Source organism: Thermomonas brevis (assembly GCF_014395425.1).
GTDB lineage: Bacteria > Pseudomonadota > Gammaproteobacteria > Xanthomonadales > Xanthomonadaceae > Thermomonas > Thermomonas brevis.
Genome location: NZ_CP060711.1, coordinates 708131 through 729203, shown reverse-complemented (window position 1 = coordinate 729203; position 21073 = coordinate 708131). Strand labels below are relative to the sequence as shown.

Below are 21073 nucleotides of genomic sequence, written 5' to 3'. Positions count from 1 at the left end.
GTGGCCGCATGCCTGGGCATGCCCATGTCACGGAATCGAGCGCATTCGCCGAACGCTCGCCGAACGCTCGGCGAATCTGCCCCGCGGCACCCGGCGATGCTCATAGCATCGGAACCGGTGCTGGTAGCACGCGGAATCGGTGCTAGTAGCACGCTAGCCTGCACGTCACGTGCACGTCACGTTGAACGATTCGTGCATGGCATCGCTGCTGTCACGCGTGACCGACGCGTGACCGACGCGTGCCCGCTTTCGCGCATTTCCGCCCATCGCCAACATCGGTTCGCGTCCGTGCGTGACCGCCGGTATCCGATGTTTGCAGACCCTTGCGGGCGCGCGTAATTGGTCTATCCGGGAATCCCGTCAACACACACCCGGAGTTCATCGATGAACCTGCAAGCAATCCGCGAGGCCAAGGCGTCCAAGGTCGCCGCAGCCCGTGCCCTGGTCGCCAAGGCCGAGGGCGAAAAGCGTTCCCTCACGGCGGAAGAGTCCGCCAGCTTCGACACCATCAAGGGCGAGATCACCGCGCTGGAGGCCGACGAAGCCCGCGCCACGTTCCTGGCCGATGCCGAGCGCCGCATGGGCGGCGAGCGTGTCGGCGGTGGTGAGCGTTCGATGGCCGATCTGGAGAGCCGCGTTTCCATCCTGAGCGTGATTCGCGCGCAGATGGAAGGCCGCCAGCTGACCGGCGCCGAAGCCGAATACCACGCCGAAGCCGAGCGCCGCAGTGGCCGCAAGGCGCAGGGCATCCTGGTGCCGATGCGCGCCCTGGAGACCCGCGTCAACACCACCACCAGCGCCGGCCAGATCGTGCCGACCGACCACCGCCCGGCCGACTACATCCAGCCGCTGCGCAATCGTCTGCTGGCCCGCCAGCTGGGCGTGCGCGTGCTGTCCGGCCTGAGCGGCGACCTGAGTATCCCGAAGCACGGCAGTTCCACCACCACCGGCTGGGTTGCGGAAGGCAGCAACCTCAGTGCGTCGGACATGACATTCGGCAGCGTCGGCCTGAGCCCGAAGCACGTCGGCGGCATCAGCGAGATGAGCCGCCAGCTCATCCAGCAGAGCAGCCCGGACATCGAGCAGCTGCTGCGCGATGACATGGCGTTCCAGATCGCTCAGGCGATCGATGGTGCGCTGATCGACGGCGGCGGCACGAATGAACCGGTCGGCCTGCTGAGCACCGTCGGCATCCAGACCGCGAACCTGTCCACCCTGAGCTGGGCGAACGTGCTGGAGATGCTGGAAAAGCTGGAGATCGCCAACGCGGAGGCAGCGCATTGGCTGACCTCGCCGCAGGTCAAGACCAAGCTCGCCAGCACGCTCAAGGCCACCGGCATCGCGGGCTACCTCATGGAAGCCGGCAAGATGGCCGACCTGCCGGTCCATGTGACCAACCAGGTTCCCGTGGTGACCGGTACGCCGGACACCGGCCAGCTGATCCTGGGCGATTGGTCGCAGGTGCTGCTGGGCATCTGGTCCGAGCTGGACATCCTGGTCAACCCGTTCGATTCCGTGGCCTATGCCCGCGGCGGCGTGCTGGTCCGGGCGATGGCCACGGTCGATACCGCGGTGCGCCACCCCAAGGCGTTCGTGGTGGCGAGCGATGTCGCGCTCTGACATCGAGCGCCGGCAGGCCGCTGAGCTTCGCGCCAGCGGCCGGAAGCTGGTCGGGTACGTCGCCAAGTTCGGCAGCGAGACGCGCGTCGGCAGCTTCCGGGAAAAGATCGCACGCGGGGCCTTCACGGCCTCGCTTGCGTCTGGGGCCGACATTCTCGCGCTGGCCGACCATGACCCCGCCGCAGTCCTGGGCCGCACCCGCTCCGGCACGCTCACGCTGTGGGAGGATGCCGACGGCCTGGCCTTCGAACTGACCCTGCCGGACACGCAAAAGGGCCGTGACCTGGCTGCGCTCGCCGAGCGTGGCGACCTGGGCGGCATGTCTTTCGGCTTCCGTGTTCACGACGGCGGCGACACCTGGAGCGGCGACCTGCGCGAGCTGCGCAACGTCGAGCTGCGGGAAATCAGCGTGGTGCAGAGCTGGCCGGCCTACGGCGAAACCGAAGTGAGCGTCCGCAGCCGCCAGCTTGAAAGCCAGCTGGCGCTGCTGCACTACTGGCTGGAGACCGTCCGATGAAGTGGCCCTGGAGCCGAAGCACCGAAACCCGCAGCAGCATCGCCGATCCGGTGACCGCCCAGCTGTTCGGCATCGCCACCACCGCCACCGGCGACACGATCACGCCGGAGACCGCAGAGAGCATTTCGGCATGCTTCGCCAGTGTGCAGGCCATCGCCGAAACCATCGGCACGCTGCCGCTGCACCTGTACCGCCGCAAGGGCGAGGATCGGGAAAAGGCGACGGATCACCCGCTGTATGGCGTGCTCCACCACCAGCCGAACGAGCTGCAGACTGCGCTGGAGTTCCGGGAGCAGATGACCGCCGCGGTCCTGCTGCGCGGCAATGCCTACGCGGAAATCCATTGGGACGGCGCCGGCAACGTCGAGGCGCTGACCCCGATCCACCCCGGCCGCGTCACGGTGCTCAAGCTGCCCAGCGGGCGCATCGCCTATGACGTGAACGAAGACAATGGCCGCGTGCGCCGGCTGCTGCAGGATGAGGTGCTGCACCTCAAGGACCGCAGCGAGAACGGGATCACCGGCCGCAGCCGGATCCAGATCGCGCGCGAGACCATCGGCCTGGCCAATGCCCAGCAGCAGCACGGCGGCAAGACGTTCGCCAACGGCGCGCGCCTGTCCGGCGTGCTCCAGACCCCGCACCAGATGACGGCCGAGAGCTTGCAGCGCCTGGCCACGTCCTGGCGCTCACAGTTCACGGGCACCGACAACGCCGGCAAGACCGCCATCCTGGAGAACGGGCTGACCTACCAGCAGGTGGGCATGAGCCTGGAGGATGCCCAGTGGATCGCGGCCCAGCAGTTCAGCGTCGAGCAGGTGGCCCGCATCTACCGCGTGCCGCCCACGATGATCGGCGACCTGCGACACGGCAACTTCAGCAACAGCGTGGAGATGTCGCGCGTGTTCGTGACCATGACCCTGCGCCGCTGGCTGGTCATGTGGGAGCAAGCCATTTCCCGCGCGCTGCTGCCGCCGCTGGCCCGCAAGCAACTGTTCGCCGAGCACAGCGTCGAGGGCCTGCTGCGGGGCGATGCCAAGAGCCGCGCCGATTTCTATGCCAGCGGCATCGATGCCGGATGGCTGCTGCCCAGCGAGGCCCGCCGTCTGGAAAACCTGCCCACCGTTGAGGGAATTGACCATGCCCGCCAAGCTGCCGACGCATCGCCCGCGCCGACCGTCTGACGCCACCGTCCGCGACCAGGGGAACCAGCGCCAGCGCGGCCGGTTCCTGCATACCGGATCGGCCCAGTGGCGCGCCATCCGCAAGGCGCAGCTGGAGCGCTTCCCGCTGTGCGAGGACTGCGGCGCGCCGGCGATGGAGGTGGACCACAACACCGACGACACCAGCCGGAACGTCATCGGCGAAGAGCTATCCAGCCTGTGCAAGCCGTGCCACTCCAAGCGCACCAGGGAGCGCCAGAGCGGGCGCGCGCGGCGCATGAAGGGCTGCGACGCCAACGGCATGCCGCTTGACCCGAATCACCCGTGGAACCGCGAGGAAAAATCGCTGGAGGGTTCATCGCCACGGCACGCCCGCCCCCCTTCACACGCACGGCCGCGCATTGCCGGTCTCAGGGAGCGCTGAGATGGCGACCCGAGGGCAGCGCCCGAAGCCTGCCGCGCTGCGGCTGTTGAACGGGAACGCCGGCAAGCGTCCTGTAAATACGCAGGAGCCCGACACGGGCCCGGCTGATACGTCACCGCCGGAATGGCTGAGCCAAGCCGCCACGCCTCACTGGGCGCGCCTGGCGCCGATGCTGGCAACGGCCGGCGTCTTGAAGCAATCCGACCGCGACCTGCTGGCGACCTACTGCGAGACGTTCGTGGCCTACCTGGAGGCGGTGAAGGCCGGCGGCGCTTCGATGAGCATGGTGGGGCAGCTGCGCCAGCTCATGGGCGAGCTGGGCATGACCCCGAGCGCGCGTGCGCGGATCACCACCGACAAGGCCCCGGAGGTCGAGCGTGGCAAAGCCCGATTCTTCGCCGCGTAAGCGCCGGGCAGGCGGTCGCAATGCGCACGCATTGGGCTACTGGTACGACGAGGCCGCTGCGGAGCGCGCCGTCGCATTCTTCGCCGAGTGCCTGACCCACACTACCGGCGAATGGCGCGGGCAGCCGTTCGTCCTGGCTGAGTGGCAGGCCGACCGCATCGTCCGACCGCTGTTCGGCTGGAAGCGTGCCGACGGAACGCGCCGCTACCGCACCGCCTTCATCGCGGTTCCACGGAAGGCCGGCAAGACCACGCTCGCCGCCGGCCTGGCGCTGTATGCCGCATTCGCGGATGGCGAGCCGGGCGCGCAGGTCATCAATGCTGCAGCCGACCGGGAGCAAGCGCGCCTGTGCTTCGACATCGCCCGCCAGATGGTGGAGGCCGAGCCCGAGCTGCTGAGCAGGGCCGACGTGTTCAAGAACGCGATCACGCTGCCGGAGATGGGCAGCAGCTACCGCGTGCTGTCTTCCGACGCCTACACGAAGCACGGCCTGAATTGCCACTACATCGGCGCGGATGAGCTGCACTGCTGGCCTGGGCGCGAGCTGTGGGACACGCTGGTCACCAGCACCGGCGCACGCCGGCAACCGTTGACCGTGGTCACCACGACCGCGGGCTATGACCGGCATTCGCTCTGCTATGAGCTGTGGGAGCACGCGCGCAAGGTGCGCGACGGAATCATCGATGACCCCAGCTTCCTGCCGGTGCTGTTCGCTGCAGACGAGGATGACGACTGGAAGGATCCGGCCACCTGGGCGAAGGCGCATCCGGGCTACGGGATCACCGTGCAACGCGACTACTTCGAGCAGGAATGCGCCAAGGCGCAGGCGACGCCGGCCTACGAAAACAGCTTCCGTCGGCTGCTGCTGAATCAGTGGACTGAGCAGGATTCCCGCTGGCTGGCGATGGATGCCTGGGACGGCTGCCGCGGCGAACTGCCAGAGCTACAGGGGCGCGAGTGCTGGGCCGGCCTGGACTTGGCCAGCACGACCGACCTGTCCGCGTTCGTGCTCGCTTTCCACGTCGGCGACAAGCTCATCCTGAAGCCGCATTTCTGGATTCCCGAGGACACCATCCGCGAGCGCGTGCGGCGCGACCGCGTGCCCTACGACCAATGGGTCGCGCAGGGCCTGATTACCGCCACGCCGGGCGCGGTGACCGACTACGACTACATCCGCCGCGACATCGGGGAGCTGGCCGAGCGCTACCAGCTGCGCGAGGTGGCATTCGATCGATGGAACGCCACGCAGCTGACCACGCAGCTGGCCGGCGATGGCCTTGCCCTGGTCGGCTTCGGGCAGGGCTTCGCATCGATGGCAGGGCCTTCGCGCGAGCTGGAGCGCCGCATCGTCGGCCGCGAGCTGCTGCACGACGGCAACCCGGTGCTGCGCTGGATGGTCTCCAACGTGACCGTTGAGACCGACCCCGCCGGCAACCTCAAGCCGAGCAAGGCGAAGAGCACCGAGCGCATCGACGGCGTGGTCGCCGCATGCATGGCCATCGGCCGCTGGCAGCAAGCCGAGGCCGCCCCTGTTGACCCCTACGCCAGCCGCGGGCTGGCCTTTGTCTGAGGAACCCCGAATGGCATTCACTGCGCAAGAGCTGAACACCAAGATCCAGCTCCAGAGCATGACCACCACGCGCGGCCCGGACGGCGAGATCGTGACGGCCTGGTCCACCTATGCCGAGGCGTTCGCCAAGGTCGAGCCGCTACTGGGCCGCGAGTTCATCGCCGCAGCTGAGGCGCAGAGCGAGATTGCCGCGAAGGTCACCATGCGCTGGCGTGACGGCGTGAACGCGCGCCACCGGGTGCTGGTCGATGGCGAGGCGTTCGAGATCGTGAGCGCGCAGAACATCCGCACCCGGAATCGGGAGCTGCTGCTGTACGTCAAGCGATTGGAATAGCGCGGGGATGGGCGTATCGGGCCGCGCGATGACCTCGATCCCGAACGCCGCCAGCGTGCCGAGCTGGCGTGAAGAAATCGGCGCCGCCCCGCAATGGGGCATCGCTGGTCGCGGGCGATCCCGGCCAGCATCGGCCCCCGTCATGCCGTGCGCTGGCGGGGGCTTTCTGTTCGTATCTGTCCGCCTGCATCCGCGCATCTTGCGCGTAGATGGGTGCGTAGATTTTCTGTTCTCAGAATGGAATCATTGACTGGAAAGGGCTGTAGGGATCGTTCGATTCCCCTCTTGGCACCATGTACTGGTACAGGAAACCCCGCTGCGGCGGGGTTTTTTGTGTCCGCTGCTCGCTGAAACGACCTCGAACGTGGGCTTGATGCAGCCGTGGGGCTCATTGCCCATGCCTGATCTCGGATCGGCAATGCAATCCCGGGGCGGGACGGTAGCTTGGGCCAGGGTGGAACCTGCAAGCCTTGCGTCAGGCCACGGCAAGCGTCAGAGCTAGACTCGCGACGTAGGCATGAAGGGGATGCCCGTGTCGAAGACGGCGTGGCGATCGATTTATCCGCTGCTGCTGGCGATCCTGCTGGTTCTCGCGCCTGCTTTCCCTGCGTCAGCCGGCGATGCGCAGGTGTGGGTGAACACCGGCAGCGGCGTCTACCATTGCCCCGGAGGGCGGTACTACGGCGCGACCAAGCGCGGCAAGTACATGTCCGAATCGGGCGCCGTCGCCAGCGGCTATCGCGCCGCCTACGGCAATCCATGTTCCGGGGAGGTGGCCCGGAGCGCGCAGCAACGTGTGGTCGACTCATTGGCACCGGACTGTGCGGACGGGCCGGTGAAGGTCTGGATCAACACCGGCTCGCATGTCTATCACTGTCCCGGTTCCCGCTATTACGGGGCGACGAAACGCGGGCGGTTCGCTTCGGAAAGCGAGGCCGTCGGAACGGGCAACCGTCCAGCGTATGGGCAGCGATGCGGCTGAGGTGCCGGCATCGCGGAGGGGCGGGCGTTATGCCTGCGCCGCCTCCCTTCGCGCCGCCTGCCGCCAGTCGCGCAGGCCCTTCACCGCGAGCGCCACGAAGCCCGCGTAGAGCAGGGCGGTGACGAACAGGTGCTTGTTCACGAACATGCCGATGTAGACCACATCGACCGCGATCCACATCCACCAGGCGGCGACGTGGCGGCGGTTCTGCCAGAGTTGGCCGACCAGGCTGAGCGCGGTCAGCATGGCGTCCAGCCACGGCAGCGACGCATTGGTCCAGCGATGCATCGCGTAGCCCAGCGCCAGCCCGCCGCCGATGCCGGCCAGCAGGTGGATGGCGGCCAGGCGCGGCGCCAGCGCGGCCACGCGGACGTGGCCGGTGCCGTCGAGGTGGCGCAGCCAGCGCAGCCAGCCGGTCACCAGCATCGCCACCCAGATGCATTGCAGCAGCACTTCGGAATACAGCCGCGCGCCGAAGTACACCCAGATGTAGACCGACACCGACAGCAGCCCCACCGGGAAACACCAGGGGCTGCGCCGGGTGGTCAGCCACACCGCGCTGGCGCTGAGCGTGGCGGCGGCGACTTCGTGGAAGGTGATCACAGGCCCACGCGCACCGACAGCCGCGCCAGCCGCGGCGCGCCTGGGAACAGGTAGTTGTCGCCGAGCGAGCTGCCGGTGTCGCGCCAGTAGCTGCGGTCGAACAGGTTGTCGATGCCCAGCTGCACCGTGAAGTCGTGCTCGCCCGCGCGGCCGCCGTAGCGCAGGCCGGCGTCGAACACGTCGTAGGCGGGCACGCGCACTTGGCCGTCCGGCGTGGCCGGATTGGCCGAGGCGTGGCGCCAGCCGGCCTGCAGGCCGAGCTGCGGCAGGGCAGGCAGCGCGTAGTCGAGATGCAGGCTGGCGCGCAGGCGCGGCACGTTGACCACCTGATTGCCGTCGTAGGCCGCGATGCCGGTGCCCTGCGCGCGGGCGCGGATCAGGCCCACGCTGGCGTTGACGCCCAGCGCGTCGGCGAGGCGACCGTTGGCGGACAGCTCCAGACCCTCGTGCACTTCCTCGCCGCGCTGGACGAAGGTGAAGCCGGCGCTGGACGCATCCGGCTGCGCGTACTGGTAGGGCTGGCGGATGCGGAACAGGGACGCGTCGAAATCGAGCCGGTCGTTCCAGCGGTACTTGACGCCGGTTTCGAGCTGGCGCGACAGCCGCGGATCGAGGAATTCGCCCTCGTTGCTGGTCCACGACGGCGCTTCCTTGCCCAGCGAAATCCCCTCGCTGTAGCTGGCATAGGCGGTCAGCGCGGCATCCGGCTTCCACAGCAGCGCGGCCTGCGGCAGCGTCTTGGAGATGCGGGTTTCGCGTTCCGGCACGTCGTGCTTGTCGCGCGCGCGTTCGTGCAGGCGCGCGAACTGGCCGCCCACGATCAGCTGCCAGCGTTCGCCCAGCGACAGGCGATCGACGAGGAACGCGGAACGCTGCCAGCTGTCCAGCCGCCGCACCTTCGGGCCGATCTCCTCCGGCGACGGCGCGAACGCGGGCGGCTCGCCGCCCGCGATGTTGCCGGTGCCGACGTACTCGTTGACGTTGCGGTGGCGGTCGATGCTGCGATGGAAGGCGCTGACGCCGAGGCTGACGGCGTGGCCGATGCCGCCGGTGTCGAAGCGTCCCTCCAGCGTGGCGCGCGCGTTGTCGCCGACGCGGGTGTCGCCGGGATTGCGGTAGTCGTAGATGTCGTAGCTGCCGTCGGGCGCGAAGTAGTTCGGCGGGCTGCCGCTCCAGCAGGCGTCCACGTACCAGCAGCCGTAGGCGAAGGCGACGTTGTCGTCGATCACGCTGCGGCTGCGGCCGGCGGCGAGGCGCAGCTGCCAGTCCTGGTTGAAGGCGTGGCGCAGGCGCGCGCTGGTGTTGGCGGAATGGATGGACACCGGCTGCTGCCACGGCTGGTAGCCGAGCATCAGGGTGGGATCGGGATCTTCAGGCAGCGCCGTGCCGCCCAGCAGTTGGTAGCCGGACACCGAGCGCTGCGCGCTGCTATGGTAGTTGCCGTCCAGTTCCAGCGTCGTGTCCGGGCCGATCTTCCAGTCGGCGGCCAGCGCGTAGAAATTGCGTCGCCCGTCGGCATGATGGACGTAGGACTGCATGTCCTCCCAGGCGACGTTGGCACGCAGGCCGAAGGTCGGCGTCAGCCAGCCGCCGACATCCAGCGCGGTGTAGAGCGAGCCCTGCGAGTCGGTGCCGAGGGTGAGCGCGCGCACGGCTTCCGGGCGCTTGGAGACGAAGTTGACCACGCCGCCGGGTTCCATCACCCCGGCGGTCAGCCCGGCCAGGCCCTTCAGCACTTCCACCTGCTGCTTGTCTTCCAGCGCGATGGCCTGCTCGCCGGTCATCGCCAGATTGTTGCCCCGGTAGCCGGTGCCGGCGTCCAGTGCGAAGCCGCGGATCGCGATGTTCTGGTAGTAGCCCACCGGCGCGTAGTTGTCGCCCAGCGAGGCGTCCTCGCGCGCGAGTTCGCTGAGCGTGCGGATCTGGCGGTCCTCGATCTGCTGGCGGCCGATGACGCGGATCGACGCCGGGGTGTCGCGCAGCGGCGCGTTGCCCCAGCCGTCGATGCCGTCGGCGCGCGGCTTGTCCGCATCGGGAGTCACGAGCACCGGCGCCAGCCTGGTGATCTGCGGATCGTCGTCCACGCGTTCGTCGCCCGGCGCGGCGGTGGCCAGCAGCGGCAGCAGCGCGAGCAGGAGGGGAGTGCGGGAAAGTGTCATCGTCGTCGCCTTCGGTGGGGAGGTCGAAGCGACGGCACGCCGCCGTCCGCGCGGACAGGCTGCGTCAATCAAGCTCCCTACGCCGGTGCAAACCGGATCAGGTTCCAAGGGACTCTCTCAGCCCGGCGACGCCGGGCACCCCCGCTTCAGTGGGCGCGATTAAACCACGAATCCCCGCATGGGACGTGAATCCGCGGCTCAGGCGGTGGCGTGGATCGCGTCCAGCAGCGCGCGTCCGGCAGCGGTGTCGAACCACGCCGCGTGCCCCAGCAGGAAGTCCCGCCAGCCGATGTCGGCCTGCTCTTCCGCGCCGAGCACCCCGAGGAAATAGTCCATCTCCGACAGCGCGAAATCGACGTGCACCAGCGGCAGCAATTCGGCCAGCAGCGCACGTTGCGCCGCATCCAGCGGCAGCACTTCGGCGTAGCCCGCGATCAACGCTTGCGCCGTCTCCGGAAACACCGCCCGCATGCCCTGTTCAAGCTGCAGCCAGGCGACGGCGTTGCGCTCGATCGCGGTGGCGAGGTCGTACAGGGCGAAGGTGGGCGCGCACAGCCCGAAGTCGAGGACGGAGGCCGCTGCCGCGTCGTCGCCTTCGCTGCTCCAGAACAGGTTGGAGACGTGCCAGTCGCCGTGCGTCCACAGGCGCGGCAGGCTCGCCAGCTGCGGTTGCACGCGGCGATGGCGTGCGGCCAGCGCCGACGCTTCGCCGCGCCAGTCGCGTTTCGCGAGATAGCCGGCCAGCGCGGGACGCCGCGCGCACCGCGCCTCGATGGCGTCGAAGAAATCCGGTGCGCGCAGCACGTCGTCGCGCGCGACCAGCAGCGAAGCGCTGCGCGTGGGTGCGACGAAACCGGCGGCGGTGCGATGCAGCCGCGCCAGCATGCGGCCGGCGCTGCGCGCATGGTCGAGCCGCAGCAGCGGCGTCCATGAGGGCACGTCCCGGTACAGATCGATGCCGACGGCCGGCGCATGTACCTCGTACACCCAGTCGCCGCACTGGATCGCGGTGTCGCCGTGGTCGTTCACCAGGATCTGTGGCACCGGCAGACCGCCGTCGCGCAGATGGGCGATGAAGGCGTGCTCCTCCGCCAGCGCCTGCGGCGTGCGCACGCGGACGTGCTGGCGCTTGACGAAGACTTCGCCCGCGGGCGTCCGCACTCGCGCCGCCGCGGAGAATGGGCGCGGGCTGTGCCAGAGGATGCGCGCGGGCCCGCGCAGCGGCGCGAAGCCGGCCAGCAACGCCTGCACGTCCGCGGCGTCGAGCGGCGGGTTGCGCCTTGCGATCTCGTCGCCGCTCCAGCCGTGGATGCGGTGGTTGCTGGCGGTCATGGCGGCCCCATGAAGCAAAACGCCCAGCGCGGGGCTGGGCGTTGCGAAATGGTGGCTCGGGACGGAATCGAACCGCCGACACGGGGATTTTCAATCCCCTGCTCTACCAACTGAGCTACCGAGCCAAAGGTGTTGCGAGCCGCGCATGATACGGGGTGCCGGCGGCTTGGGCAAGCCGTCCGCGCGATGAACGGACGGGCAGGCAAGCCCGTCGGCTAAGGCGGCGTTGAGCCTCGATCGCGGATGATGGCGGTCGTCCCGAACCTTTGGAGGTGCGCCATGAAAGCGGTTTTCGCCGCGGCCCTCGCCGCGCTCTGCCTGTCCGCCTGCGCCGGCAATCCGATCAGCGACACGGATCGGCTGGCCCTGTACCAGGCCCATGCCGGCGCGCCGGTGAAGCAGGTGCGCTATCTCGATCCCATCGGCTGGGATCGCGTGGACGACCAGCACGTGGTGCTGGAGATGCGGCCCAACGAAAGCTGGCTGCTCACCCTGGCCGGCCCGTGCCTCAACTGGGGCAGCGGTTCGCCGTTCCTGCAGGTGTCCACGGCGAACGGCATCACGCTGACGCCGTTCGACAAGGTGATCGTGCCGGGTTCGCAGATCAGCTGCCAGATCCGCGAGATCCGCCCGCTCGACATCAAGGCGGTGCGCGCGGGCGAGAACGCGCTGCGCGAGAAGCCGAAGGCTCAGGCTTCCGGCACGTAACCGGCAGGCGTGTCGGCGCCGCCGCCGAACAGGAACTTCAGCATCTCGCCTTCAAGGAAGGCGCGGTGCTGCGGGTTCAGCGGCGAGAGCCGGTTCTCGTTGATCAGCATGGTCTGGTGCGCAAGCCAGCGCTGCCAGGCTGGCTTGCCCACCTGCTCGAACACGCGCTTGCCGGCGTCGCCGGGCCAGGGCGGGAAGTCCAGCCCTTCGGTGTCGATGTCGTCCACCACGCAGTGCACGTTGCGCGTCATTCGGTTAGCTCCTGAAGCAGTTTCCGCACCGGCGCGGGCAGTCCGATGGCGGTCAGTTCCGCGCGGTCGACCCAGCGCAGGTCGGGATTATCGCCGATGGCGGCGCGCGGGCCGTTGACGGCGATCAGGTGCGGCTGGATGCGCAGGCGGTAGTGCGAGAAGCCGTGGTCGAGTGCGGGCAGGGCGCGCGCGGCGGCGAAATCGCCGTCGAGGTGGCGCTCGAACCATGCCTGCGCCTCGATAATGTCCTCGTGCTGCGGCAGCGACCACAGCGACGCCCATACGCCGGTCGGCGGGCGGCGCCACAGCAGCACGCGGCCATCGGCATCCTCGACGATCAGCATCAGCGCCTCGCGCTGCGGCAGCGCCTTGCCGGGCTTCGGCGCCGGCAGCTCGCCGATGCGGCCTTCGATCCGCGCCACGCAGACGTCCTGCAGCGGGCAGATCGCGCAGGCGGGATTGGCGCGGGTGCACAGGGTCGCGCCGAAGTCCATCTGCGCCTGCGTCCAGTCGGCCAGCCGCGTCTGCGGCAATAGCGTTTCGGCGATCGACCACAGCCGCTTCTCGACGACCGGCATGCCCGGCCAGCCGTCGATGCCGAACACCCGGCACAGCACGCGCTTGACGTTGCCGTCGAGGATTGGCGCGGGATCGCCCCAGGCCTGCGACAGGATCGCGCCGGCGGTGCTGCGGCCGATGCCGGGCAGGGCGACGAGCGCATCGAGGTCGCGCGGCAGGTCGCCATCGTGGTGCTCCGCGCACAGCTTCGCCGCCGCGTGCAGGTTGCGGGCGCGGGCGTAGTAGCCGAGGCCGGACCACAGCGCCAGCACGTCGTCCTGCGGGGCATGCGCCAGCGCGGACAGGTCGGGCAGTGCCTTGATGAAACGGTCGAAGTAACCGGTCACCACCGACACCTGCGTCTGCTGCAGCATGATCTCGCTCAGCCAGACGCGGTACGGCGTGCGCGGATGCTGCCAGGGCAGATCAAAGCGGCCGTGGCGGTCGAACCAGGCGAGCAGGCGTCCGGCGATGTCGCGCCTGGCGCTTTCGCCGTCGCCCTGGGCGCGGTGAAGAACCTGCTTTCGAGGCTTTTCCGGCAACGGCAAAGCGGGCTCTTCGCTGTGCTCGTGACGACGAGATGTGCGTGGCGTCTTGCGGTTGTTCATTCTTCGCCGAGTTCCACTTCCACGCCTTCCAGCGTCGCGCCGTCCAGTTCGACGCGCGGCGCGGAGAGCGTGCCGGCCAGCGGGGGCAGTGGCGAACCCTGACCACCCGCATCCAGCCACGCCAGCACCTCCGGCAGGCGGAAGCGCGCGTCGAGCGCGGTGGCGTCGCGGCGCAGCGACAGCGAGGCGGGATCGGAAAACGCCAGCGCGCCCCTGTAGTCCAGCGCGAACGGCAGCGGCGAGGTCGATGCCGACAGCGGCGGCGGCAGCGCGGGCCAGGCGTCCGGCCAGCCGGCCAGCGCGCCGTCCAGATGCAGGCGCAGGCTGCGCCCCACCGACAGGCTGCCGCGCGCACGCGCGTCCGGCACCAGGCCGTCGCCGTCCAGCACGACGGTGACCGGCACGAACCGCCAGGTCGCGCTGTTGAAGGCCATCGGTGCGTGCAGGCCGAGCCGGAACAGCGCGACGGTCGCGCCCGAGACGTAACGTGCGGCGATGCCGAGCTTGGCCGGCTTCATCAGCGCGGAATCCTTGCCCAGCCGCAGCGGACCCGACAGGAACACCTGCGCGGGCACGCGCCAGCCGGCATCGGCCACCGTCAGCGCGCCGACGCCGGCCACGCCGCTGGGCTTGCCGTCCAGCAGCCGCTGCGGATTGGCGACGGCGATGGCGAGGTCGGCTGGCATCGAGATCGGGGGATCAAGGTAGCGGCCGCGCACGCGCATCCGCAGCAGGCGCTGCGGATGCAGCGCGGGCAGGTCGATGGCGATGCCGTCGATGCGCCAGTCGTCGTTGTCGATGCGGCCGTCGCGCACGCGCAGGCCGTCGGTGAGGACGGGGATGCGGGTTTCCTTGCCCGGCGGACGCGTCGCCAGCCAGCGCTGCAGCGCGGGAACGTCCAGCACCGGCGCATCGAGTTCGATGCGCCGCACGGTGAGGTCGTTACCGCGCGTGCGCAGCGTGCGCCACGGCAGCGAGACGAACACGCGCTTCGCGCGCAGCAGGGCGGCGTTGTCGCCGGGGCGCTTTGCCGCCACGTCTTCCAGCACCAGCTGCGGCGTGCCGCGCAGGCGGTAGTCGATGCTGCCTGCGCCGATCTCCAGCCCGAGCGCATCGCCGGTCAGATGCAGCAGATAGCGGCCCGCGCGCTGCGGTTGCAGCAGCCAGCCGGCCAGCAGCACGAAGCCCAGCAGCAGCGCGGCGAGGATCGCGGCCAGCCGCAACAGCCGTCGCAGGACGGGCCGTGGCGGCGCGGGGTTCGGATCGTGCTTCATGGCGTCAGGGCTGCCGTCCATGGCACGGCATCATGCGCCAGGGGCCGTCGCGGCGATGCCGCGTCAGACCTGTCCCAGTTCACCCGGCAGCAGCGCATCGACGAAGGCTTCGGCGTCGAACACCCGCAGGTCTTCCGGACGTTCGCCGATGCCGGCGTAGCGGATCGGGATGCCGAACTCGCGGGCCAGCGCGAACAACACGCCGCCCTTGGCGGTGCCGTCCAGCTTGGTGACCACCAGCCCGGTGACCGGAATCTTCTCGTTGAACTTGCGCACCTGGTTGATCGCGTTCTGGCCGGTGGTGCCGTCGATCACCATCAGCACCTCGTGCGGCGCCTCGGTGTCGAGCTTGCGCAGCACGCGCGCGACCTTCGCCAGTTCGTCCATCAGCCCGCCCTGGGTGTGCAGGCGGCCGGCGGTGTCGGCGATCAGCACCTCGACGCCGCGCGACTTCGCGGCCTGCAAGGCGTCGAACGCCACCGAGGCGGCATCCGCATTCTGGCCCTGCGCCACCACGGCCACCCCGTTGCGTTCGCCCCAAGCCTGCAACTGGGCGACGGCGGCGGCGCGGAAGGTGTCGCCGGCTGCCAGCATCAGGCTGCGGCCCTCGTCCTTGTAGCGGCGTGCCAGCTTGCCGATGGTGGTGGTCTTGCCGACGCCGTTGACGCCGATGGTGAGCAGGACGAAGGGTTTCTTCGACGCGTCGATGTGCAGCGGCAGCGCGACCGGCTTCAGCAGCGCGATCAGGTCGGCGCGCAGCGCCTTCAGCAGCGCGTTGGCGTCGGCGAATTCGCGCGCCTTCATCCGCTTGCGCAGCGACTCGACCAGCTGGGTGCTGGCGGCCACGCCGACGTCGGCGGTGAGCAGGGCGGTTTCGATCTCGTCCAGCAGGTCGTCGTCGAGGCGCGGATTGCGCGAGAACAGGCCGCTGAAGGTGCGGGCGAAGGCGCTGCCGCGCAGGCGTTCGCGCCAGCCGCCGGTTTTCGCGGAAGCCTCCGCCGGAGCCTCGATGGCGGATGCGTCGGGTTCCGGTGTCTGCGGAGGGACATCCGGCATCCGGGCCGCTTCCGGCGCCGCTGCTTCGTCCGTGGGTACGACCGGCTCGACGGTCGGGGCAGTGGGCTGGGCCGCTTCCGGCGTGGTGTCTTGCGCGTCGGGTTTCTTGCGGCGGAACCAGCTGACCATGTGGCCGTGGGAATGTCGGAGAATGGCGCGCATGGTAGCACTCGCCCCCATTTCGTCCCGATGAACGCCGGCCGCGCGAACACGCCCGCGGGCCGTCCCGGCAGTGTCCGCATCATCGGCGGGCGCTGGCGCGGCACGCGCCTGCCGGTGCCCGACCGGCCCGGCCTGCGGCCGACCTCCGATCGCGTCCGCGAAACCCTGTTCAACTGGCTGCAGCCGGTGCTGCCGGGCGCGCGGGTGCTGGACCTGTTCGCCGGCAGCGGCGCGCTGGGCCTGGAGGCCGCGTCGCGCGGCGCGGCATCGGTGCAGCTGGTGGAAGCCGATCCACGGCTGGCGCAGGCGCTCGCGGACGCGGCGGCGCGTCTCGATGCGGAGGGCCGGGTCGCGGTGCGGCGCGGCGACGCGCTGGCCTTCCTGCGCGACGACACCGGCCCGCGCTACGACATCGCCTTCGTCGATCCGCCGTTCGCCGCCGGGCTGTGGCCGGCGGTGCTGGAGTTGCTGCCGTCGCGGCTGGCCGCCGACGCCTGGCTGTATCTGGAAAGCCCGGCCGGGCACGCGCCGGCGCTGCCTGCGGACTGGGCGCTGCATCGCGAAAACGGCACCCGCGACGTGCGCTATGCCCTGTACCGGCGGGTTACACTGCCGGCCATTGCAGGCAGCGGCGACACCTTGACGACATGAGCGTGGCGGCACGCATCGCGGTCTATCCCGGCACCTTCGACCCGATCACCAACGGCCATCTGGACCTGGTGGCGCGGGCCGCGCCGCTGTTCGAGAAACTCATCGTCGGCGTGGCCGCCAGCCCCACCAAGGGCCCGGCGCTGCCGCTGGAGTTGCGGGTCTCGCTGGCGCGCGAGGCGCTGGGCCACCATCCCAACGTGGAGGTGCGCGGCTTCGATTCGCTGCTGGCGCACTTCGTCCGCGAGATCGGGGCGGGCGTGCTGCTGCGCGGCCTGCGCGCGGTGTCCGACTTCGAATACGAGTTCCAGATGGCGAGCATGAACCGCCACCTGATCCCCGAGGTCGAGACCCTGTTCCTGACCCCGGCCGAGCAGTACGGCTTCATTTCGTCGTCGCTGGTGCGCGAGATCTCGCGCCTCGGCGGCGACGTGTCCGGCTTCGTGCCGCCCGCCGTCGCGACGGCGCTCGAAGCGCAATGGCGGGGCGGACCGAAATGAATCCGCGCGCCGCAACACCGACGTTGTCTCCATCCATCGCATTGCCCGGGGAAAAGCCCATGAACACGTTGTCCCGCCTGCTCGTCATCACCTGCCTCGCGCTGCCGTTCACCGCCTGCAAGAAGGAAGAGGCCCCCAAGGTGGAGGCCGTGGCCGCCGTCCCGCTGCCGGCCAGCGGCGAACAGAAGGACTGGGTGCCCTACCTGCAGTACAAGCTGACCCCGCACATGGGCGGCATCACCAACAGCCCGTACGTCTACTTCCTGCCCATGCCCGATTCCGAGGACTTCGCCGGCAAGTACGAGCGCCAGGTGGAGAAGCTGGAACAGGACTTGGGCCGCGGCATCACCGAGGGCAACATGCTGGTGTTCGCCTCGCCGGCGCCGGAGAAGGAAGTCGAGATGATCGAGACCGCGTTCAAGTCGGTCGGCGCGGGCACCATGAAGGGCGTCAAGGTGGTCTTCATCGGCACGCCGATCCTGGGCGAGCGCGTGAAGGCGGCGGTCGAACCGGCCGGCGTCAACTACATCTTCGAAGAAGCGAAGTGACGATCGCGGCGCGGCCGGGCTGACCGCCGCGCCTCGCGATCGGCATCGCCGCGAAGGCGGGAGCCGGCGTCCCGGTGCGGCGATGCCGGACTCCCGCTTTTCTTTTGCGGGAAGTACCTGCGGGAAGGAGTGACGCAATGAAGCAAGCCGTGGTCCTGTTGTTCGCCCTGCTGCTGCCGCTGTCCGCGGCGGCGCAGCCGTCCGCCGATCCGGCGCATCCGCCCGGCGCCGCCATCGCCTCCGCGCACGGGCTGGCGACCGACGCCGGCCTCGAGATCGTCCGCGAGGGCGGCAACGCCTTCGACGCGGCGGTGGCGGTGTCGGCGACGCTGTCGGTGGTGGAGCCGATCAGCTCGGGCCTCGGCGGCGGCGGACTGTGGCTGCTGCACGATGCGAAGAGCGGGCGCGACGTGTTCGTGGACGGACGCGAAACCGCGCCGGCCGCGGCCACGCCGGAGCGCTTCCTCGACAAGGACGGCAAGCTGGACAGCAACCGCGCGCAGAACGGCCCGTGGTCGGCCGGCATTCCCGGCCTGCCGGCGATGCTGGTGCACGTGGCGGAGAAATACGGCCGGCTGCCGCTGAAGCAGTCGCTGGCGCCGGCGATCCGCATCGCCCGCGAGGGCTTCCCGGTGTACGGGCGGATGGCGCGCGGCTACGCGGTCAAGCGCGCGGTGATGGACCGCTATCCCGGCACGCGCGCGGTGTTCTCGCCGAACGGCAAGCCGATCGCCGAGGGCGACCTGTTCCGCCAGCCCGACCTGGCGAACACGCTGCAGCGGCTGGCCGAGCAGGGCTTCGACGGCTTCTACCGCGGCGCCACCGCGAAGAAGCTGGTGGCCGGCGTCAACGCGCAGGGCGGGCAGTGGACGCTGGCCGAACTGGCCGGCTACGCGGTGAAGGAGCGCGACCCGATCCGCTTCCGCTACCACGACTGGACGATAGTGACGGCGCCGCCGGTGTCCTCGGGCGGCATCGCGCTGGCGCAGATGCTGCAGATCCTGGAGCCCTACGACCTCAAGGCGATGCCGGAGGCGGAGCGGCTGCACCTGATCGTCGAGTCGATGCGCCGCGCCTACCGCGACCGCACCTTCTACCTCGGCGATCCCGACTTCGTGCAGGTGCCGCAGAAGCTGCTGACCAGCCCGGCCTACGCCGCCGGCCTGCGCGCCTCGATCAATCCCGACAAGGCCACGCCCAGCGCGTTGCTGTCCGGCGCGCCGACGCCGCTGGAGGACGAGGAAACCACCCATTTCTCGATCATCGACGCCGACGGCAACCGCGTCGCCGCCACCCAGACCGTGAACCTGCTGTACGGCTCCGGTCTGGTCGCCCCCGGCACCGGCGTGCTGCTCAACGACGAGATGGACGATTTCGCGCTCAAGCCCGGCACGCCCAACGCGTTCGGGGTGATGGGCTTTGATGCCAACGCGCCGAAGCCGGGCAAGCGCATGCTCAGCTCGATGACGCCGACCTTCATGGAATCGCCGGACAAGGTGGCGGTGCTCGGCACGCCGGGCGGCAGCCGCATCATCACCATGGTGCTGCTGGGCATCCTCGGCTACGACGCCGGGCTGGATGCCAAGCAGGTCGCCGCGCTGCCGCGCTACCACCACCAGTGGCTGCCGGACGTGATCGACGCCGAGCCGAAGGCGATTTCCGCCGAGGCCGCGGCGGCGCTGCGCGCGATGGGCCACACGCTGGAGCTGCCGCCGGACGAGGCCGAAGGCGGGCGCGGCTCCAGCCACGTCTGGGGCAACCTGGAGACGGTGGAATGGGATCGCCGCAACGGCCGCCTGCTGGGCGGCAGCGACCCGCGCTATCCGGAAAGCAAGGCTACGGTCCTGCCGTCGCCGTAACGCGCCGCCGCCTACACTCGCCGCCATGAAACTCTGGTCGATCCTCGGCAATTCGCAAAAGCTCGACGGCGGCGCGATGTTCGGCAACGCGCCGCGCGCGCTGTGGGAGCGCTGGACCACGGTCGATACGCGCAACCGCATCGACCTGGCCTGCCGCGCGCTGCTGGCTTCGCCCTTGAACGGCAAGACCGTGCTGTTCGAAACCGGCATCGGCGCGTTCTTCCCGCCCGCGCTGCGCGAACGCTACGGCGTGGTCGAGGAGAACCACGTGCTGCTGGAGTCGCTGGCGCAGGCCGGGTTCTCGCACGAAGACATCGACGTGGTGGTGCTCTCGCACCTGCACTTCGACCACGCCGGCGGCCTGCTGGCGCCGTGGGCGGAAGGGCGCCCGCCGGAGCTGCTGTTTCCCAACGCCACCTTCGTGGTCGGCAAGACGCATTGGGAGCGCGCGCTGCACCCGCATCCGCGCGACCGCGCCAGCTTCATCCCGGAGCTGCCGGCCCTGCTGGAAGCCAGCGGCCGGCTGGAGCTGGTGGACGGCGACTTCTCGCGGGCGCTGGGCGACGCCGTGCGCTTCCACCACAGCGACGGCCACACGCCGGGGCTGCTGCTGGCGGAGATCGTCGGGCCGGAAACGGTCGACGGCGAGGCGCACGGCGGCGTGGTGTTCTGCGCCGACCTGATTCCCGGCCGGCCGTGGGTGCACGTGCCGATCACCATGGGCTACGACCGCAACGCCGAACTGCTGATCGACGAGAAGCGCGCGTTCCTGGAAGACAAGCTGGCTCGCGATGTGCGCCTGTTCTTCACCCACGATGCCGGCTGCGCGCTGGCGCAGGTGGTGCGGGACGAGAAGGGCCGGTTCGGCACCGCGCACGAACACGCCGAATTGCACGCAAGGCAACTGGCGGCGTGACGCCTTTGCCTTCTCCCTCCGGGAGAAGGTGCCCGAAGGACGGATGAGGGTACGAAGCGCAGGCGTTGCATCACGTCTGCCGAACCCGACATTGCTCCCCGGCAGCAGAACGATTCAATCCACCGGCGTGCCGAACAGCCGATCCCCCGCATCGCCCAGACCGGGCCGGATGTAGGCGTTCTCGTCCAGCCGCTCGTCGATCGCGGCCACGTACACCTCGATGTCGGGATGCGCGTCTTCCAGCACGCGCAGCCCTTCCGGCGCGGCGACCAGGAAGATGCACTTGATCCGCGTGCAGCCGGCGTCCTTCAGCAGTTCGATCGCCGCCGCGGCGCTGCCGCCGGTGGCCAGCATCGGGTCGATCAGCAGGGCGGTGCGCTCGGGCATGCGGTCGGCGAGGCGCTGGTAATAGCCTTCCGGGCGATGCGTCGCCTCGTTGCGGCGCAGCCCGATCACGCTGACCGGCGCGGCCGGCAGCAGTTCCTGGACGCCGGGCAGGAAGCCGAGGCCGGCGCGCAGGATCGGCACCAGGGTCAGGTCTTCGCCGCGCACGCGCTCCACCGTAAGCGGCCCGGCCCAGGTCTGCACGACGTGCGGCTCGGTCGGCAGGTCGCGGGTGGCTTCGAAGGCGAGCAGGGCGGCGATCTCGCCGGCGATCTGGCGGAAGTGCACCGGATCGGTGGCGATGTCGCGCAGCTTGCCGAGCTTGTGGCGGACGAGGGGATGGTCGACGGCGATGGTTTTCATGGCGGCAAGGCTAATCGATTGCGCGGGATCGGGCTCGGTCTTTCGCCTTCTGCGATGAATCCTGGGGGCAGGACCAGCGCGTCGCCACGCAACGAAAAGGGCGGCCATTGGCCGCCCTCCGGATCGCGCTG

Annotated in this window: 22 protein-coding genes, 1 tRNA gene and 1 riboswitch; of the genes, 14 read left to right on the top strand and 9 right to left on the bottom strand. The window is 69.7% G+C overall.

All coding sequences use genetic code 11. From position 1 onward, the window contains the following. The first annotated feature begins 384 nt into the window (after positions 1–384). From H9L17_RS03335 to H9L17_RS15905, 8 genes are all read left to right on the top strand, one after another. Positions 385–1620, top strand: coding sequence for a phage major capsid protein (locus tag H9L17_RS03335; protein WP_187570946.1), 1236 nt, complete (start codon positions 385–387; stop codon positions 1618–1620). Continuing rightward, positions 1607–2137: an HK97 family phage prohead protease gene (locus H9L17_RS03330; RefSeq protein WP_187570945.1), complete on the top strand. Its 531-nt coding sequence runs from the start codon at positions 1607–1609 to the stop codon at positions 2135–2137. Before H9L17_RS03335 ends, H9L17_RS03330 begins: the two co-directional genes overlap by 14 nt. Next, positions 2134–3318 (top strand): phage portal protein, encoded by a 1185-nt coding sequence (locus H9L17_RS03325; RefSeq protein ID WP_187570944.1) that lies wholly within the window; start codon positions 2134–2136, stop codon positions 3316–3318. The genes H9L17_RS03330 and H9L17_RS03325 overlap by 4 nt, the downstream gene beginning before the upstream one ends. Further along, on the top strand, positions 3275–3721 hold the full coding sequence (locus H9L17_RS03320; RefSeq protein ID WP_187570943.1) for an HNH endonuclease signature motif containing protein: 447 nt from the start codon (positions 3275–3277) through the stop codon (positions 3719–3721). The genes H9L17_RS03325 and H9L17_RS03320 overlap by 44 nt, the downstream gene beginning before the upstream one ends. Before the next feature lies 1 nt (position 3722). Continuing rightward, the gene (locus H9L17_RS03315; RefSeq protein ID WP_187570942.1) at positions 3723–4127 is read left to right on the top strand and encodes a P27 family phage terminase small subunit; all 405 of its coding nucleotides are present in this window, start codon (positions 3723–3725) and stop codon (positions 4125–4127) included. 31 nt (positions 4128–4158) lie between these two features. Further along, the gene (locus tag H9L17_RS03310; RefSeq protein ID WP_187570941.1) at positions 4159–5697 is read left to right on the top strand and encodes a terminase large subunit; all 1539 of its coding nucleotides are present in this window, start codon (positions 4159–4161) and stop codon (positions 5695–5697) included. 10 nt (positions 5698–5707) lie between these two features. Beyond that, on the top strand, positions 5708–6031 hold the full coding sequence (locus H9L17_RS03305) for a phage head closure protein (protein ID WP_187570940.1): 324 nt from the start codon (positions 5708–5710) through the stop codon (positions 6029–6031). 517 nt (positions 6032–6548) lie between these two features. Continuing rightward, complete coding sequence (locus H9L17_RS15905) at positions 6549–7013, top strand: hypothetical protein (protein WP_223158122.1); 465 nt, start codon at positions 6549–6551, stop codon at positions 7011–7013. A gap of 27 nt (positions 7014–7040) precedes the next feature. Here the strand turns inward: H9L17_RS15905 and pnuC are convergent, their stop codons facing one another. From pnuC to H9L17_RS03280, 4 genes are all read right to left on the bottom strand, one after another. Then, positions 7041–7613 (bottom strand): nicotinamide riboside transporter PnuC, encoded by a 573-nt coding sequence (gene pnuC / locus H9L17_RS03295; protein ID WP_187571841.1) that lies wholly within the window; start codon positions 7611–7613, stop codon positions 7041–7043. Further along, entirely contained in the window at positions 7613–9775 is a 2163-nt protein-coding gene (locus H9L17_RS03290) for a TonB-dependent siderophore receptor (protein WP_187570939.1), read from the bottom strand. The genes pnuC and H9L17_RS03290 overlap by 1 nt, the downstream gene beginning before the upstream one ends. A gap of 57 nt (positions 9776–9832) precedes the next feature. Beyond that, positions 9833–9928, bottom strand: a riboswitch (TPP riboswitch). 45 nt (positions 9929–9973) lie between these two features. Continuing rightward, a complete protein-coding gene (locus H9L17_RS03285; RefSeq protein WP_187570938.1) occupies positions 9974–11107 on the bottom strand; it encodes a phosphotransferase enzyme family protein in 1134 nt (377 codons plus the stop codon). Between the two features lie 49 nt (positions 11108–11156). After that, positions 11157–11232 (bottom strand) — tRNA-Phe (locus H9L17_RS03280). Positions 11233–11386: 154 nt separating this feature from the next. On the opposite strand from H9L17_RS03280, the gene H9L17_RS03275 reads away from it, so the two are divergent. After that, a complete protein-coding gene (locus H9L17_RS03275) occupies positions 11387–11815 on the top strand; it encodes a DUF6491 family protein (protein WP_187570937.1) in 429 nt (142 codons plus the stop codon). Here the strand turns inward: H9L17_RS03275 and H9L17_RS03270 are convergent. The 4 genes from H9L17_RS03270 to ftsY all read right to left on the bottom strand — a co-directional run bounded on the left by H9L17_RS03270 (position 11797) and on the right by ftsY (position 15691). Continuing rightward, positions 11797–12066, bottom strand: coding sequence for an oxidative damage protection protein (locus H9L17_RS03270; RefSeq protein ID WP_187570936.1), 270 nt, complete (start codon positions 12064–12066; stop codon positions 11797–11799). The genes H9L17_RS03275 and H9L17_RS03270 overlap by 19 nt on opposite strands. After that, positions 12063–13097 (bottom strand): A/G-specific adenine glycosylase, encoded by a 1035-nt coding sequence (gene mutY / locus H9L17_RS03265; RefSeq protein WP_246455255.1) that lies wholly within the window; start codon positions 13095–13097, stop codon positions 12063–12065. Before mutY ends, H9L17_RS03270 begins: the two co-directional genes overlap by 4 nt. Positions 13098–13228: 131 nt before the next feature. Next, positions 13229–14506, bottom strand: coding sequence for an AsmA family protein (locus H9L17_RS03260; RefSeq protein WP_187570934.1), 1278 nt, complete (start codon positions 14504–14506; stop codon positions 13229–13231). Between the two features lie 63 nt (positions 14507–14569). Continuing rightward, entirely contained in the window at positions 14570–15691 is a 1122-nt protein-coding gene (ftsY, locus tag H9L17_RS03255; RefSeq protein WP_187571840.1) for a signal recognition particle-docking protein FtsY, read from the bottom strand. 60 nt (positions 15692–15751) lie between these two features. Between ftsY and rsmD the strand changes: the two genes are divergently transcribed. The 5 genes from rsmD to H9L17_RS03230 all read left to right on the top strand — a co-directional run bounded on the left by rsmD (position 15752) and on the right by H9L17_RS03230 (position 20195). Next, positions 15752–16375, top strand: a complete 624-nt coding sequence (gene rsmD, locus H9L17_RS03250) for a 16S rRNA (guanine(966)-N(2))-methyltransferase RsmD (protein ID WP_187570933.1) — start codon at positions 15752–15754, stop codon at positions 16373–16375. Further along, positions 16372–16872 (top strand): pantetheine-phosphate adenylyltransferase, encoded by a 501-nt coding sequence (coaD, locus tag H9L17_RS03245; RefSeq protein ID WP_187570932.1) that lies wholly within the window; start codon positions 16372–16374, stop codon positions 16870–16872. The genes rsmD and coaD overlap by 4 nt, the downstream gene beginning before the upstream one ends. A gap of 59 nt (positions 16873–16931) precedes the next feature. Beyond that, the gene (locus H9L17_RS03240; RefSeq protein WP_187570931.1) at positions 16932–17420 is read left to right on the top strand and encodes a hypothetical protein; all 489 of its coding nucleotides are present in this window, start codon (positions 16932–16934) and stop codon (positions 17418–17420) included. A 137-nt stretch (positions 17421–17557) separates the two neighbouring features. Then, complete coding sequence (ggt, locus tag H9L17_RS03235; protein ID WP_187570930.1) at positions 17558–19279, top strand: gamma-glutamyltransferase; 1722 nt, start codon at positions 17558–17560, stop codon at positions 19277–19279. Positions 19280–19304: 25 nt separating this feature from the next. After that, on the top strand, positions 19305–20195 hold the full coding sequence (locus tag H9L17_RS03230) for an MBL fold metallo-hydrolase (RefSeq protein WP_187570929.1): 891 nt from the start codon (positions 19305–19307) through the stop codon (positions 20193–20195). Between the two features lie 114 nt (positions 20196–20309). Here H9L17_RS03230 and upp read toward each other — a convergent pair whose 3' ends face one another. Continuing rightward, positions 20310–20942, bottom strand: a complete 633-nt coding sequence (gene upp / locus H9L17_RS03225; RefSeq protein ID WP_187570928.1) for a uracil phosphoribosyltransferase — start codon at positions 20940–20942, stop codon at positions 20310–20312. Positions 20943–21073: the final 131 nt, after the last annotated feature.